At 36.8% G+C, this 16093-nt stretch carries 14 protein-coding genes; 4 read left to right on the top strand and 10 right to left on the bottom strand.

The features are described from left to right. Window positions 1-83: 83 nt before the first annotated feature. From MKX73_RS14130 to MKX73_RS14120, 3 genes are all read right to left on the bottom strand, one after another. Window positions 84-611: a YceI family protein gene (locus MKX73_RS14130; protein ID WP_340717992.1), complete on the bottom strand. Its 528-nt coding sequence runs from the start codon at window positions 609-611 to the stop codon at window positions 84-86. A 196-nt stretch (window positions 612-807) separates the two neighbouring features. Continuing rightward, on the bottom strand, window positions 808-1737 hold the full coding sequence (gene epsC / locus MKX73_RS14125; protein WP_079526150.1) for a serine O-acetyltransferase EpsC: 930 nt from the start codon (window positions 1735-1737) through the stop codon (window positions 808-810). Between the two features lie 120 nt (window positions 1738-1857). Then, window positions 1858-2820: an arsenic resistance protein gene (locus tag MKX73_RS14120; protein ID WP_340717991.1), complete on the bottom strand. Its 963-nt coding sequence runs from the start codon at window positions 2818-2820 to the stop codon at window positions 1858-1860. A 190-nt stretch (window positions 2821-3010) separates the two neighbouring features. Here MKX73_RS14120 and MKX73_RS14115 point away from each other — a divergent pair, with 190 nt between their 5' ends. Then, window positions 3011-4711 (top strand): M3 family oligoendopeptidase, encoded by a 1701-nt coding sequence (locus tag MKX73_RS14115; protein ID WP_340717990.1) that lies wholly within the window; start codon window positions 3011-3013, stop codon window positions 4709-4711. 288 nt (window positions 4712-4999) lie between these two features. Here MKX73_RS14115 and MKX73_RS14110 read toward each other — a convergent pair whose 3' ends face one another. From MKX73_RS14110 to MKX73_RS14080, 7 genes are all read right to left on the bottom strand, one after another. Then, window positions 5000-7006, bottom strand: coding sequence for an ABC transporter permease (locus tag MKX73_RS14110; RefSeq protein ID WP_340717989.1), 2007 nt, complete (start codon window positions 7004-7006; stop codon window positions 5000-5002). Beyond that, a complete protein-coding gene (locus MKX73_RS14105) occupies window positions 6996-7763 on the bottom strand; it encodes an ABC transporter ATP-binding protein (RefSeq protein ID WP_340717988.1) in 768 nt (255 codons plus the stop codon). Before MKX73_RS14105 ends, MKX73_RS14110 begins: the two co-directional genes overlap by 11 nt. A 20-nt stretch (window positions 7764-7783) precedes the next feature. Continuing rightward, window positions 7784-8200 (bottom strand): hypothetical protein, encoded by a 417-nt coding sequence (locus MKX73_RS14100; RefSeq protein ID WP_340717987.1) that lies wholly within the window; start codon window positions 8198-8200, stop codon window positions 7784-7786. Window positions 8201-8416: 216 nt separating this feature from the next. After that, a complete protein-coding gene (locus tag MKX73_RS14095; RefSeq protein WP_340717986.1) occupies window positions 8417-9430 on the bottom strand; it encodes a sensor histidine kinase in 1014 nt (337 codons plus the stop codon). Continuing rightward, window positions 9427-10095, bottom strand: a complete 669-nt coding sequence (locus MKX73_RS14090; protein WP_340717985.1) for a response regulator transcription factor — start codon at window positions 10093-10095, stop codon at window positions 9427-9429. Before MKX73_RS14090 ends, MKX73_RS14095 begins: the two co-directional genes overlap by 4 nt. 189 nt (window positions 10096-10284) lie before the next feature. After that, the gene (locus MKX73_RS14085) at window positions 10285-11259 is read right to left on the bottom strand and encodes an alpha/beta hydrolase (protein ID WP_340717984.1); all 975 of its coding nucleotides are present in this window, start codon (window positions 11257-11259) and stop codon (window positions 10285-10287) included. 154 nt (window positions 11260-11413) lie between these two features. Then, entirely contained in the window at window positions 11414-12664 is a 1251-nt protein-coding gene (locus MKX73_RS14080) for a helix-turn-helix transcriptional regulator (protein ID WP_340717983.1), read from the bottom strand. Between the two features lie 191 nt (window positions 12665-12855). Between MKX73_RS14080 and MKX73_RS14075 the strand changes: the two genes are divergently transcribed. From MKX73_RS14075 to MKX73_RS14065, 3 genes are all read left to right on the top strand, one after another. Next, window positions 12856-14148, top strand: a complete 1293-nt coding sequence (locus tag MKX73_RS14075) for an MFS transporter (protein WP_340717982.1) — start codon at window positions 12856-12858, stop codon at window positions 14146-14148. A gap of 143 nt (window positions 14149-14291) precedes the next feature. Continuing rightward, a complete protein-coding gene (locus tag MKX73_RS14070) occupies window positions 14292-14867 on the top strand; it encodes a hypothetical protein (protein ID WP_340717981.1) in 576 nt (191 codons plus the stop codon). Between the two features lies 1 nt (window position 14868). Beyond that, window positions 14869-16041 carry a hypothetical protein gene (locus MKX73_RS14065; protein WP_340717980.1) on the top strand — a complete coding sequence of 391 codons (1173 nt, stop codon included), beginning with the start codon at window positions 14869-14871 and terminating at the stop codon, window positions 16039-16041. The last annotated feature ends 52 nt before the right edge of the window (window positions 16042-16093 follow it).

Below are 16093 nucleotides of genomic sequence, written 5' to 3'. Positions count from 1 at the left end.
TACTTTTATGCATTCTAATCAGCAACGTAAATCATTATTGCCGTTTTACTGACAATTTATCCTTACAAGTTCATTCATTATTATTAAGCAGCAGGGTTTAATTCTAACTCTACTTTAATTTTAATATCTTTTCCTACCAGTACTCCGCCTGTTTCTAAAGCAGCATTCCATGTTAAACCGAAATCTTCACGGTTGAGTTTTGTTTCTGCTTCAAAACCATATACTTCAACGCCCCATGGGTTCGTACCTTTACCACCATATTCAACATCAAAAGTTACCGATTTAGTTACGTCTTTAATTGTTAAGTCTCCCGTTACTTTGTAGTCATCGCCGTCTTTTTCAATGTTTGTTGCTGTAAAGCTGATTTTGCCAAACTCTTCTGTGTTGAAGAAGTCTGCTGATTTTAAGTGGTTATCGCGGTCTTCATTGTTTGTATTGATGCTTGCTACTTCCAGTTCAAAGTTGATTGATGCAGTAGTTAAATCCGTTAAGTCTGCCGCTTCAACGTTTGCCGTATAGTTATTGAATTGGCCTTTCACTTTTGATACCATCATATGTTTTACTTCAAATCCGATTGCTGAGTGTGTTTGATCGACTGTAAATGTTGTCATTTTAAATTCTCCTCCAATTTATCTCGATTTCAAGATATATACTCAAAATAAAATTTCGAAATTGAATATCTCGAACTTGAGATAAATATATCATGGATATGAATAATGGTCAACAATAAATTATTAAATTATTTCGCATGTACCAAAAATAAAAGCGAGGTGAAATATTGATTACTTCACCTCGCTCAAATTCAGTTTAAATTTCGTACTCAATTACAACTTCTTTACTATTGCTGATATTCGGTGATGGCTGCGAGTTATAGACACGTGAATATGGCGGAACCGAATATGTCAGCCAAATATTACTGCCAAGCACCGTGTCATGGCCAATTGTCGTTTTCCCGCCTAAAATTGTAGCACCTGCGTAGATGACAACATTATCCTCAATATTCGGATGACGTTTTACACCTTTAATCGGGTTTCCGTTTTCATCAAGCGGGAAACTTAAAGCGCCTAGCGTCACACCTTGATAGATTTTAACATTGTTGCCGATTGTGCACGTTTCTCCAACTACGACACCTGTACCATGGTCAATGAAAAACGAATGTCCGATTTTCGCACCTGGATGAATATCGATACCTGTTAACTGGTGTGCATATTCTGACATGATACGCGGAACGATTGTTACATCCATTTTATATAGTTCATGTGCGATACGGTGGATAAATACAGCACGGATCGACGGGTAGCTTAGCATGATTTCTTCTGTTGATGTAGCAGCCGGATCTCCGTTATAAGCAGCCTGGATATCTGTTTGAATCGTTTCACGGATTTCCGGGAAACGGTCCATTAACTTCATCACCACATGATCCGCTTTTTCCCGGCATTGGCCATCACAATTATCAAAGTTTTGATAGACTAATACTTTTTCGATAATATCACGCAAATCCAATGCTGATTGACGAAGGTTATTGTTCAATTTCATCAGGGTACGTGTTTCATCGACAACACCTTGATTATAAATCGTCGGGAAGAAAATCTCATAAAAACTATCTAATATATGATGGATTTGATCACGACCAGTGAATCCAATCGATTTTTCAACTTCAATATGTTTTTTGTTATAGTCGATTAACTTATTTGCGATTGTTGATGTTTCTTTATTTAACCAGTCCTCGATTTTCATGCTAAAACTCCTTTTCTATTTATAATATATAGTAATGAAAATTATACTACAAAAATCACGCAGTTTGGTCCTTCTTTTCAAAATTGTAAAGGAGCCTAGGAGCAATAGCCAGTAAAGAGCTTATTCTCTATTATCTCTCAGGACAAATTGTGGAATAATGCGAATATACATAAGTTCCCCTATGATCTCAACAATTGTCTGGGTTACTATGACAGCTACAACAAGTGAACGGATTTGCTCTGGCATTGCCAGTGCAAACGGTAAGACAACAAGTGAATTACGTGTCGATCCGCTAAAAATCAGTGCACGTCCTGTCCGGATATCGAGCTTCAGCCATTTCCCTACCACTTTTGAGATAAAAGGCATAATAATCATAAATGCTATGTACACAGGTATTACTCTTAATATCCATTCTAACGAACCCGCCAATTTGCCAATTTGTGAAGCAACGATTACAAAAAGAGTTAAAGCCATGAATGGTACCGGAAGCCAGGAAGACGCCTCATAAACACGACTGCCTTCTTTTAAAAGAAACTGTACGATCAGCGCAATAAATAAAGGCAATACAATAAATGTAACAAATGCTTCAACAAATGGAGCGACTTCTACTAAATTTGCAGCCTGTTCACCGATAAAAAGCCATAAATAAAATGGCAGTAACAGCATTTGTGCAATAAACAAAAAAGGGGTTGCACTGAGCATCGCCTTTTCATTCCCCTTGCCAAGCGCTGTAAATACAATGACGTAATCAATGCATGGGGTAAGTAAAACTAGACAAACACCTAATACTAGTGGCGGATAATCTGGCATAAAAAACATAAGCCCCCATACAACAATCGGTACTGCTATAAAATTGACTATACAAAGTGCGAAAAAGAAGCGCCGGTTTGATAAAGATTCTTTTAAAGCAGCAAAAGGAATTAGAACAAACATGCTGTACATTAAGATTCCCAGCATTATCGGGATTAAATTTTCCAGATTACTTTGAAACTGTGAAAAATTCAATCCTGTAAATCCTGCCAATAGTAAAGTTATGATATATATCTTTATTTGGTTCTTTTCCAGCTGATCTTTTGTAATCATACTAAAACTCCTTTATCCAATCGATTTTCATAAAGTCATGTTATCCTTTTATTTCTTCATTTACAAACTGTGCCTGAACAGAATTTAATATTAAGTAATTTATTTTTCAAAAAAAGAATGAATGACAAGCAATCTATAATATAATTGATTCATTAGTCAAAATAATCTGAAGTTAAAGGGAGAATTATTCATGTCTCAAGCGAAAAGTGTTAACTATTATAAAGAATTGATTGATTTGAAAGATGTCGAAGGAATTGAAGCCAGGTTTCACCGGTTATATAATATTTCAATTGAATCCATAACTGATCTGGAGCATTGGATTGAAGAAGAAAAGAAGTTACGCTTTGAAATTGAAGAAGCGCTGACAGGTCACCTCGTCGACTTCTACCGAAATACCGAAGATCCGGAAATTAAATCAACTTACCTTCACGATCAGCAAGTCATTCAGCCACTGTTAATGAAATACGATGCAAAGCTAAATGAAAAATGCTGTGAATCACCTTATTTCAATGAATTGGATGAAAAGCGTTACGGATTAATGAGACGTTTCAGGGAATCCAAAGTGAAACTCTATAGAGAAGAGAATATTCCGCTATTTGTTAAAGAGCAAGAACTATGCACAAAGTACAGTGAAATTATGGGTGGACTGACAGTTGAATGGGACGGAGAGGAAAAGCCTTTCCCGTTTATCGAATCCCAGCTGGATAATTTGGACAGAAGCGTTCGGGAAAAAGCCTATCATTTAATTCGAGCAGCCTACCTTCAAATAAAACCTGAGACGGACGAACTCATGGATGAACTCGTTCAGCTCCGCCATCAAATTGCAGTGAATGCGGGCTTTAATAATTACCGTGATTATATGTTTGTCGCAAAAAACAGAGAGTACAGTATCGACGATTGTTATGACTTCCATGAGAATGTTGAAAAGCATATTATTCCGGCTTGGAACAGGCTCGCAGAAGTTTTCAAAACCAAGCTTGGCGTCGACACATATCGCCCATGGGATAACAGCGCAAAACTGCTGAAAAATCCCCCTTACACTGAGACATCCGCACTTTTGGACGGTGTTGCCGAGATGCTGGGAAAAACAGACCCGTATTTTTCAGACCGTTTGAAGTACATGAGAGCAAATGGATTGCTTGATCTTGGAGACCGTAAAGGGAAAAGTCCTGGTGGCTTCTGTGTCCCTTTACCTGTATCCGGGGATACGTTCGTTTTTGCAAATTTTAGTCCTTCCTTCTTCTCGCTTATTGCCCTGATTCATGAAATGGGCCATGCGGTAAATGGTTACCTTCAAGCTTCAGAACAAGGCCCTATTGAAGAATTCCAGTGGCGGGCGGAAGTCGCTGAACTGTATTCTCACGGAATGGAATTGTTGTTATTGGATAAATTCAATATATTTTATCCGGAAGAAGAGGAATTCAAAAGCGCGCAACGTGAAGAACTGAGACGGGCATTTACAATGTTATTCGGCCCATTGTCCGGAGACCTTTTCCAGCACTGGATGTATACAAATCCTCAGCATACAGCACAGGAACGTGACGAAAAGTTCTATGAAATTTCAAAACGTTATGGCTTGAACCCGGTCGATACTACCGGATTTGAAAAGGAAATTGGCATGAGCTGGATCGGTACACTGCACTTTATTCAATACCCTTTCTATGATATTGAATACTCAATGTCAATGCTTGGTGCACTGCAGTTACTTGAGAAATATCAAGAAGATCCGCAGCAGGCTGTCGAATATTATAAAAAAGGTGCAAGTGCCGATTACACTCAATCCATTGCAGCGATTTATAAAGAAACCGGCGTTGATTTTGACTTTTCAGAGTCTACTGTAAAACGAATGGGTGAATTTTTGGAAAAAGTAATTCAGGATATTAATTCATAACTAAAGAACAACCAGAAAAGGGGCCGGGACATAAGTAGAATAACCGTTAAATAAGAGGAAAGACATTATTAAAAAACGGATATTTGAAAAATTGATTGGAATGCAGGGCGACTCCTGCGGGAATAGCGTGACGCCTGAGACTACAGGCTCAGGCCACGCCCGCGGAAAGCGTCCCGGAATGGAAATCAATTTTAACGTTCAGCAAAAACACTATTTTTCTCTGAGAGAAAAATAGTGTTTTTGGGTTATGCCCCGGCCTCTTCTTTTAATTAAAACCATTTACGTTACCTAGTTCCTGCCTTTAACAATGTTCTTCACGCCGACATATGTTGCATAGAAATACCCGCCATAGATGATGACAAGGATCAATGCACTGATCAGTACGCTTTCATAGTTGAAATGGAACATTCCGCTGACTGCCTTGATTCCGACAAGAGAATGGATGACAGCCAGACCTAAAGGGAGTAAAAAATAAATGAGACATTGTTTTAATATAGCCCCGTTTATCATTTTATCCGTGACACCGATTTTTTTCAGTGACTTATAGCGTTCCAAGCTGTCACTTGCATCTGATAACTGCTGCAATGCCATAACAGCCGCGCTCGATATAATGAAGATGAGCCCTAAAAACAAGCCAAGAAATATAAATAACGCCGCTGAACCATTTTCACGCTCTTTAATTTGATCAATTGTACTTCCGATGACCAATCCCGGATGAATTTCTCTATATTTATTTTCTGCAAGGTTGTTAAATAGGGTTGAAAATTTCTCTTCTGATTTGTTATAGTACCGATCTTCATATAATACGTTGAAACTTGAGAACTCTAATTGAAGATTTCCTGTAAAATCATCTGGAATGATAAGATAAAAGAAGCTGCTGCCCTTATTGATTCTTATATTTTCTTCAATAGGCACTTCATTTTTTATTGCATATGCTTTATTTTCAATTGTAATATGATCTTCATTTTTCATATACTCAGGCAAAGCTTGAAGTATCGTGCCATAGCTTGATACAACAAGTACCTCATCATCCTTTAGATCAACATTCTCATGCCCCTTCAGTTTGAGAATTGCATTATAATCCGAAATTTTCAGGGCGGATACCGGACCATACAGATAATTTTCCTGTATAGTAATCTGTTCCTCTTCGCTTAAATACTTTGATAACAGATCCTCGATCGTTAAATCAAGAAGGTATTCATCAAAAAAGGCATGTTTTTCATATGATTCAAACGTAAAGTCAATATTGTTTAAATAGGCTTCAATATCATTCACTGCAAGATCCTCTTTTTGATCGGCAACAAGAAATGCCGAAGCATCAAAAGGATAGGTATTTGCTGAATTTTTATCAATCGTTCCTTTTAAATCAAACGCTGTAAAGATGAGTGAAATCGTTAAAAAAAGCATGAGACAGATAATTGTCATCGAAAGAAAGTTCGTGTTGACCTTATTGTTTATTTGTCTTAAGACAAATATATTTATATTTTTAAAATAGTAGCTTTTATTTTTTTGCGCAAATTGTAAAAAGAAGCTCGAAAGGCTGAAAAAGAACAGAAGCGTTCCGAAGACGCCCATTAAAACCGTAATTATCAGCTCCGTATCTTCAGCATTTAAACCTAACTTCAGGATTCTCATATATGCGAAAATCAGAAATGCTAATGATAAAATAAAAGTTAGCACTGATACGAAAGAATTTTTCAGCTTTACTTCTTCATTACGCTTTGAAGCATTCAACAGATCGATCAGTTTATATTTGGAAATTGTAAACTGGTTGAAAATCATGACAAGCAGATAGATGATGCCAAAATAGACAATTGATTTCATCATAGCGCCAAGCGAAAAAACAAACTTATATTTTTCAAGATCCATAGACAGAATGTTTGCAGTCAGTACCGAAAGACCCTGTGATACAATAATCCCGAGCCCAATTCCCGCAATTAAAGAGATTACACCGATCAGGAGTGTTTCGACGATCAAAATTCTCGATATTTTCGCTTTTGACATGCCTAATGTCATGTATAATCCAAGTTCTCTTTTCCTTTTTTTGATTAAAAAATTATTGGCGTATACAATTAAACCTCCCAGCACAACTGACACAAACACCGATGTTCCGGACATGAGCAATTCCAATGATTCACGGAAAACACTATTTTTGTTCATTTCCTGGATAGCCTGCTGTGAATCAAGAGAGTTGAAACTGTAAAATATACAAACACCTAAAGTCAATGTGAGAAAATAGATCGAATAATCCTTAAAGCTTCTTTTCACATTATTGATTGCGATTTTAGAGAACATTGCCGACATCGCCTCCAAGTAAAGTCACCACTTCAATGATTTTATTGAAGAATTCCTTTCTCGTATCATTTCCGCGCACGAGCTCATTAAAGATCCGACCGTCTTTTATAAACAGTATTCTATTGGCATAACTTGCAGTAAATGAGTCATGGGTAACCATCAGAATTGTTGACTGGTATTCTTTATTCAATTTTTCAAAGGAATTTAACAGTAATCGTGATGATTTCGAATCAAGCGCACCAGTAGGTTCATCAGCTAAAATGAGAGAAGGTTCCGTTACGATCGCTCTTGCACAAGCGACCCTTTGTTTTTGCCCTCCCGATAATTGAAACGGGAACTTGTTAAGGATTCCGGAAATATCAAGCTTTTCCGCAACGCCTTTAATGAGCCGATCGATTTCCATTGCCCCTCTGTTTTGAATGGTCAGTGCCAAAGCAATGTTTTCATAAGCTGTCAGTGTATCCAGCAGGTTGAAATCCTGAAAGATAAAACCTAACTCGTCACGTCTGAAAGCTTCAAGCCCTTTCTTCTTCAATTTCGTAATATCCTGGTCATTGATAATAATTTTACCGGTTGTCACATGATCGATTGTGGAAATACAATTCAGCAGTGTTGTCTTGCCGCTGCCTGAAGGACCCATGATCCCTAGAAATTCACCTTCATTTACGTTAAAGCTTATATTATCGATCGCTTTTGTAATATTTCCTTTGTTTCCATAATATTTTTCAATTTTTTCTACGCTTAATATCGGTTGCATACTTTTCCCCCAAGGTAAATCTATTTTTTTACATCAAAATCGGCATGTGTTTCCATAATCTTTTTTCCTTTTACATAAATTGTGACACCGTAATGGCCTTCTTCAAGACCTTCCGGAACAGTTAGCTCGGCAGTGAAGTACTTCGCATCATTTACAGTTACTTCTTCCTCCACTAAAAATCGGTTCGCTGTTTTTATTTCTCCTTTATACCAAACAACTTCCGCTTCATTGATCCAGAAACGATTTCTCTTTGCGGCAAAATATATTTTCTCACCTGGTGTAAACGTATTTGTTATATCAGAAGGGTTGCCCTTTTCATCAATCGTTTTTGCCATGACGCCCTCTACGATTTTTGGCTCTGATACATATTCATACACTAGGAAAATCCCAAGACCTAACAGAAAGATTCCTAATACTATTGAAATTGCTTTTTTCATATTTTATTCCCCCTACTTGATTTCTAACTGTATCTTATCAATAGCTAGTGGGAAGACATATTGGTTTATATTTTATTAAAGTGACATTTTTGCAAGATTATAATCAAAAGCGCTAATGCGGCCGATCCATGCGATAATCATTCCCTAATAATTGAAAAACGGATCTATAGCTATTGTAATGTACAATTTCTATAAATCCGCAATTTAAATGCTGGATTACTGTATGAAGTTCTCACTACCTAAAGGGAAAATAATACTCACCTTTGTTCCTTCACCCATTTTTGATGTGATGGTAAGTCCCAGGCCAAGCTGATCCGCGAGTTTTTTACATAAATAAAGCCCGATACCGGTTGACCTTCCGAATTTTCGTCCATTTTCACCGGTAAAGCCCTTTTCAAAAACCCGATATATATCCTTTTCTGAAATCCCTATCCCGTTATCCTCAATCGTAAGTACGATATTGTTTTCATTTCTGACAGTATGGATAATTACCTTTCCATCACGTTCCCGGATATATTTAATTGCATTTCCGATCAGCTGATTTAAAATAAATTCCAGCCATTTTGCATCACTGAAAACGGTCCCTTCAACTTTTTCAAGATCAATTGAGATTCCTTTACTAATAAAGTCCCTTGAATTTCTCTTTATCACACCTCTTACAAGGTCAACTAAAGACACCTCTTTTATAAGGTAATCCTTGCTTACGTTGTTGCTTCTTGAATAATAGAGAACCTGCTCGATATATTCTTCAATCTTTTTTACTTCCTCCTGAATATTTCGGGTAACGCCAGTTTGATTATTTTCAATGATCAGCCGTGTTGAGGCAATGGGAGTTTTAATTTCATGAATCCACGTTTCAATATATTCCCTGTACTCATTTTCCCGATCCCGGTAACCTTTTACATGCTCATGCATATCTTTGTTTGCCTGACGCAATACCTCATACAATACCTGACCTTCCATAGTTTCAGGTTCTGTCATAACTTCCGGCAGCAAATATTTCTGATCTAAATTGTCCATAATGCCCGTTAATTCGTTATAAAAAGTTTTCTGCTTAAAATATTCGATCAGTATATATGAGATGAGCGGAAAAAACCAAATACAGAAAATAAGAAAAACAGCTTGGTCATTCATCCTGACAAGTATCATAATACCGCCGATAATGATAAATAGGATGCAATTGATGAGCAGGAAAACTGCCCTGTCTTTAACATATTCTTTAAATGTCATGGAAGTATATATCCTAACCCTCGTCTCGTTTCAATATTTTTCTCCATACCTAACGCTTCGAGTTTTTTTCTTAACCTTGTGACATTGACCGATAAATTATTATCATCTACAAAGACATCTGCGTTCCACATAAAATCCATGAGATCTTCCCTGGATACGATTTTCCCTTTGTTTTTATAAAGGCAGGACAGTATTTTGATTTCGTTTTTAGTGAGCTCTGCCTTTTCACCTTTATAAGTAACAGAACCGTTGGATAAATTGAGCTTCAAGTCATTATAAACAACAGTATCCCGCATACTCGACCCCTGTACTCTTCTTAAAATGGTTTCAATTCTCGCCAAAAGAATTTGAGTATTATAAGGCTTTGTAATAAAATCATCTGCACCTAAATTCATACTCATCAGTTCATCCATTTCGTTATCCCTGCTCGTCACGACAATAATCGGCACATCCGATTGTTTCCTTATTTCTCTGCAAATATAGTAACCATCAAAAATGGGTAAGTTGATGTCCAGCAAAATGAGGTCCGGTGCTTCGTTAAGCGTTTCCTGAATAATATTTTCAAAGTTTACCGGTGCAATTGCATCAAACCCATATGTGATTAAAAAGGTTTTCAATTCTTCTCTTATCGTTTCCGTATCTTCAATAATGACGATTTTTGACATGCGTTCACTTCCTTATAACGTTTGGATTCCCACACTAAAATTCATTTACACTTATACCATGCTTAATCATTTATCACAAACATATGTACAGGAGTCCTACGTAATTATTTTCAATTTAAAGACATTTCCACCCTTTTTTACCCAAATAAAAAAGAATGAAATCCGATACGGAAATCATTCTTAATGAATTTATTTTACTTCTTCCACTTGATCAGCATTTGCTTTCACGCGGTCAAAGCCTACTTTAATCGCATTCACATATTCTTTAATTACTTTCCGGGCAAGTTCGGACTGAGGGTTCAGTGATTCAAAACCATGGTATGCGCCAGGGTATAAATGGAATTCCACATCAACACCTGCCTGTGCCAGTTTAGACACATACGTAATTGTTTCATCACGAAAAGGATCCAATTGACCTACACATGTATACGTGTATGGAAGGTTGCGATAATCCTCAGCTCTTGCCGGTGCAGCATAAATCGGTACTTCATCATTCCCATGCAATTCGCCTAAATAGCATTTCCAGCCGAAATCGTTTGTTTTTTGATTCCAAACCATACCTTCCGTAATTTCGTTCGCAGAAGGTGTATCGTTGCTATCATTAATCATCGGGTAAAGCGGCATTTGGAAGCAGATTGATGGATACTCGCGGTCACGCGCCAGCAATGTCAAACCGGCTGTCAAACCACCACCAGCACTTGCCCCGGCTACACCAATGCGGTTCTTGTCCACTTGCAGTTCTGCTGCATTGTCCGCAATCCATGTAAGCGCACTGTAGCAATCTTCAAGCGGTGCAGGGTATGGATATTCCGGAGCCAAACGGTAATCAACGGAAACGACGACACAGTTGGCTGTTTCTACAACTTGTACACAAAGATGATCATTATCTTCAATGCTGCCTAGTACATACCCCCCGCCATGAATCCACAGTAATACCGGTAATTCCTGATCTTGATGGGCTGGTTTATAAATACGAACGCGAATTTCATTATCATCGATGCCAGTAATTGTTTTATTAAGAATATCCACTGTTTCAGTGCTCGTTAAAGGCTGTACCGCTTGGGCCATACCTTCACGCAACGCTTCCAATTGTTCAACCTTGAAATCAAAACCCGGAAATGACTCTAAACCTGCTAAAAATTCTGGATTTACTCGTTTGATCATCTTCATTCCTCCATGTCTTAAAAATTAAACTCACCCTACTACTCTATTCGTTCGATCGTATGAGTAGAACTTAATCCAAAATAATTCTTAAAACTCCAACATGGACCTAATAACACAAACACGGATAATCTCCATGATTATCCGTGTCCTTGTATTACTTCATTATTTCCTCATATGCATCGATAATGAACTGGATTTCTCTTGTGACTTTCAAATCTTTCACACCATCCATTGCATATAGAATATCGCGCTTTGCGTTTTCTTTCTCCCCTAATTTGAAATAGCATAATGCACGTACAGCAAATGCCATGTACATCATCGACAAATCAAGCGGATGCTGATTGTATTCCATTATTTCAATGTCTTTCAAGGTTTGCAACGCTTCTTCATACCGCTCAAGCATGTAGTAGGCATACCCATATTGTCCATTAAAGAAAATGTCCGCGCTGTATGAAAAGCCTTCTAAAACAAAATTATTTTCAAATCGGATTGCTACTGTTTTCTCGTAATCTTTTTCGATCTGATTTGTATAGAGAAGTGTTACAAGCTGCTCCATTAGTGTTTCATTCGGGTCTTCCATGATTTCAGCGAATGCGCGGATTTTCTTTAAATAATAGGACGCCTTTTCCCCTTCTTCATTTGAACAGTGAATGAAGAACAAGAAGCGGTAAAAATCATTTAGCCGATAGACGATTTTCTTTTCTTTTGCTAATTTTAATGCTCTTTCCAAGTAATTCTCCATCTGCAGTTCATCATTCAGTGCGGCATAGGAAACCGTAATGTTATAGTATAAATCGAGTTTTTCTAGGTCATCTATTAAATCCCCATATTTCTCGATATATTTTTCCCCTTCAAGTAAGTAGCAAAGACCTTCCGCATAATCATTTTCCATAAACTTAATATTCCCCATGCGGGAGAAAATCTTCAATATTTTTGAATAGCCATGTACTTGTTCATACATTCTGATTAGCTTGGCGAATGGTTTTTCCGATAAATCCATTTTCGCAAAGTAGCGCATCGTTAAATACACTTCGTAAATACGTACTTCCTCGAACGTTGCCCCTTTAAGGCTGCCATTTTCATAAAAGGGATGGATTAGATGATACAGTTCAAGAACTTTTTCATTTATTTTCTTGTCATCATGCTCTTTATTTAGAGCTAAACGTTTTATTTCAACATCCCGGTATAACTCTTTCATTTGCTGATGATTTTCGGTTTGCATGAGCTCGGACACATCGATATCGAGCTGTTTTGCAATATGCTGAAGACTTTCCATAGATGGCTGTGCCTTCCCATTTTCAATCAGACTGAGCATCCCCTTTGTAATTCGGTCTCCCGCTACTTGGGCAAGCGTCATTTTACGCTCTTTTCTTAGTTCCTTTATTTTGGCACCAATATTCAACACGTCGTCACCTCATTAAATACAGTTTACCAAAAAACAAATAAAAGGCGAATATTTTAACCAAATTAAACATTTTATTTGATTCGATAAATAATTCTTAAAATTAATTTAATTAAATTAAACTTTTGTATTGCATTACAATGAATCCCGCCATATAATAAGTTTAATTAAATTAAACAAAGGGGTTTTTGTTTATGAATGAACAGCAGAAATTAAAAAGAGCAACATATCATTTATATACATTTCTAATAAGCAAAATGATTGGTGCGCTCGGGTCACATGTTTACAGTTTTGGAATCAGTATGTATATCTTATCGATGACAGGTTCTTCGCTTAGTTTTGCGACAAATATTATTTTAAGCTACTTGCCGCGCACGATTATGTCACCGATTGCAGGTCTCTTAGGGGATCGCTTACCAAGAAAATGGCTTGTGCTCAGCGGGCAAGCCGGCGTTATACTGACAGTGGGCGGATTATTGCTTTACACGCATGAATTTGGATTATCTTTAATCGCGATATATACCGCAACAGTGTTTAATAGTATTTTCAGCACATTTTCAGGAGTGGCATTTTCCGCTTCGATTGCCAACCTTGTCGATGAAGCCCGACTTCAGAAAGCAATGAGCTTTAATCAGTTGTCCTATTCTATTTCAGGTATTGGCGGACCGATCTTCGGCGGAATGTTATTCGGTTTTGTATCAATGGAAATGTTCCTCATTATCTTTATCGGTGCTGCTGTTATAACACTTTTGTTGGAATCTACAATGAATTTTGTACTTTATAAGAAAGAAACAATAAATGACAATGCGGAGAAAGAATCGATGTTTGAAAGTTTTAAAGCCGGCTTCCGATATGTCAATTCAAAGCCTATAATTAAAGCGATTTTGTGGACTGCTCTATGGATCAACTTATTTTTCACAGCAATCAATGTTGGCGGTGATTATATTTTATTGACGATTTTGAAGCTAGATCCAAAATACATCGGTTTTACAGAGGCTGGCGGTGCGATCGGAGTATTAATTGCATCTATTTATTTTGCATCAAGAGCAAACGTCAAATTTCCTTTACTTACAGTTAAACGATCCGTGTTCGGCTCTTCTGTCGTGGTCATTTTATCGGCACTGCCGCTCATGATAACATTTTCTTCGATGATGAATTTTGTCTATTATTTAATCATCATGTTTTTATTCGGCGTATTGGGTGTTATTACAAATACCCCACTTGGCGTGTTGATGCAGACTTCCATTGAAGAAGAATACCGTGGTCGTGTTTTCGGGATAATCGAAATGATGGCGATGAGTGCTATGCCTGTCGGGACATTAGTTTTTGGAATCTTATATGAATTCATTCCGGCACAATATATTTTAATTGTCAGCGGATTGATCTTAATCGGTATTGTTCTATTATTACTTCGCCCTTCAATATTAGAAATGGCTCATCCTGAACTGAAAAATGTGAATTTAGAAACAAAACCAGTAACTGAATAATCAGTTTCATCTCGAATTAGAGCTAATTTTCTACGTTAGCTCTTTTTTCTTTCCATAATAACCGATATAAGTTTGATATACTATCAAAGTTTCTGTACAATTTATATTGTAATAATTTTCATATTAGAGAGGCTGATATTTCAATGAATTTCAACAACTATTATTTGGTTCAAGAAGATAAATATTCAGAATTTCAGCAGCTCCTGACAAACAACCCTTTTCTGGACGTCCAATTGGAAGATTATAATGAAGGTTGTAATTTTTATTATCAATTTGTCTTTAATCTGTATACATATTTAACTACGGATGATTACGAATTAATAACGGATGATAACATACGTTTTCACTATCCTTTTCAGTCTTATCTTCATGAAATAATCATTAAGCAATACGGGATACAAAGATTTAAAACGAGAAAAAGCAGTGATCCATTAATTTGTTTACTATTTTCTGTACTTCTAAAAAGTAAATTAAAACAGACAATACAAAGCGTTGTCGAGGAAACCGGTTTCGAATCGGAATTGCCGTTGGAGCTAATAAACTTTTACGACAACAATCTCATTACCTCCCCATCCGGTCAGACCATCAATCATATTCATGTTCAGTTTCTTCAAAGATTAAAAGAAAAAACTTTTGTCGGTACTTACTTCAGTCAATTGATAACAGATACCGTTGATCGCACAAACAGGTATTATTTAATACATCAAAAGGAGTTTTAACATGCATACTTGTTCCGATACATCGCTACAACATAGTTTGAACAACGAATTGCGATTGATCGAACGCTCATTAACTCTGAGCATAAAGCAATTTAAAAGCTTTTATGCCAATAAACAGTTTGATGAAGCATTTGAGCAGCTTCAATTTATTTTGGCAATCATAGAAAGATCCAACAACCCGGAACATGTGACAGAAGCGCTCGTTTGCTGTGTTAATTTTGCTTCCATCGTTTCTTCCATTCCACAAAGCGATATGCTGATCAACTCAATCATTCATACGATTGATACAGATTCTTTCCCTCAAAATTTATCTATGTGCCACTACTTATTAAGCATCCATGCACTTGAAAACAATAATACCTCGGAAGCGGTTCAATATGCGAAAAGTGCATACTTTTATGCTTTGGAAATGAAAGAGGATCGGTTATTTTACGAATGTAATGCTCAGCTGCAGCTCGTTACCGCCCTCTTGGAAACCGAAAGTTTTGAAGAAGCCAAGAAATATATTGACCAGTTCAACTGGTATGTTGAAAATTGTAAAAATGATGCGGAAGTTGTTTTTGTCCATTCCATTCAGGCAAGCACAAATTTCTTAAAGCAAAATTACGAAATGGCAGTTTTTGCAATCTCCTCGTTATTAAAGAGATTTAATGAATCGAACGAAATTATGTATACTTCATTTTTAGCACGGCATTTTTATCGGATTATCAAAAAACATCCTGAGGCGAATATGCTCTACAACGATTTACTGACATTTTGCGAACAAATAATTGAACGTCATAAGTCATATATCCCCGCTGAACTGAATACTTCTCAAAGTGTTTTGATATATAACTCGAGGCAGTTTTATCAGCTTGCCCACAATTTTTTCGAAGGGCATCATAAAGATAATAACCTTATTTCAATGTATAAATTAGAGCTCAAAAGTCATATGAATTTCAGGAAATTGTTTAATCTGATCGACAGTGAATCAGCCAACAATGAGCTTATTGTATACCCCTACAGTGAACAAAAGTTTTTGCTGATCACAACAGAAAAATACAAAAACGTACTGATGAATAATAAGCAATTTAAAAATAGTGTGATTTATATCGGCTCTGCAGAAAATACCGGACAAAAAAGTTTTTACGAATTATATAGTGAACTGAATTTATCAATCGTCAGTCATAAGTAAACCCAATTAAAACGCTGTCCAGCAATAACCGGACAGCGTTTTTTACATTACA

The organism is Solibacillus sp. FSL W7-1436, from assembly GCF_038007305.1.
GTDB lineage: Bacteria > Bacillota > Bacilli > Bacillales_A > Planococcaceae > Solibacillus.
Note: the sequence above shows the minus strand (reverse complement) of the source record. Positions and strands in the feature narration are given on the sequence as shown.

Bases quoted from the DNA above. Each gene is read 5' to 3' on its own strand.
- MKX73_RS14065 (WP_340717980.1), top strand. From the start codon at position 14,869: ATGCATACTTGTTCCGATACATCGCTACAACATAGTTTGAACAACGAA.
- MKX73_RS14110 (WP_340717989.1), bottom strand. From the start codon at position 7,006: ATGTTCTCTAAAATCGCAATCAATAATGTGAAAAGAAGCTTTAAGGAT.
- epsC (WP_079526150.1), bottom strand. From the start codon at position 1,737: ATGAAAATCGAGGACTGGTTAAATAAAGAAACATCAACAATCGCAAAT.
- MKX73_RS14070 (WP_340717981.1), top strand. From the start codon at position 14,292: ATGAATTTCAACAACTATTATTTGGTTCAAGAAGATAAATATTCAGAA.
- MKX73_RS14130 (WP_340717992.1), bottom strand. From the start codon at position 611: ATGACAACATTTACAGTCGATCAAACACACTCAGCAATCGGATTTGAA.
- MKX73_RS14085 (WP_340717984.1), bottom strand. From the start codon at position 11,259: ATGATCAAACGAGTAAATCCAGAATTTTTAGCAGGTTTAGAGTCATTT.
- MKX73_RS14105 (WP_340717988.1), bottom strand. From the start codon at position 7,763: ATGCAACCGATATTAAGCGTAGAAAAAATTGAAAAATATTATGGAAAC.
- MKX73_RS14095 (WP_340717986.1), bottom strand. From the start codon at position 9,430: ATGACATTTAAAGAATATGTTAAAGACAGGGCAGTTTTCCTGCTCATC.
- MKX73_RS14100 (WP_340717987.1), bottom strand. From the start codon at position 8,200: ATGAAAAAAGCAATTTCAATAGTATTAGGAATCTTTCTGTTAGGTCTT.
- MKX73_RS14115 (WP_340717990.1), top strand. From the start codon at position 3,011: ATGTCTCAAGCGAAAAGTGTTAACTATTATAAAGAATTGATTGATTTG.
- MKX73_RS14120 (WP_340717991.1), bottom strand. From the start codon at position 2,820: ATGATTACAAAAGATCAGCTGGAAAAGAACCAAATAAAGATATATATC.
- MKX73_RS14090 (WP_340717985.1), bottom strand. From the start codon at position 10,095: ATGTCAAAAATCGTCATTATTGAAGATACGGAAACGATAAGAGAAGAA.
- MKX73_RS14075 (WP_340717982.1), top strand. From the start codon at position 12,856: ATGAATGAACAGCAGAAATTAAAAAGAGCAACATATCATTTATATACA.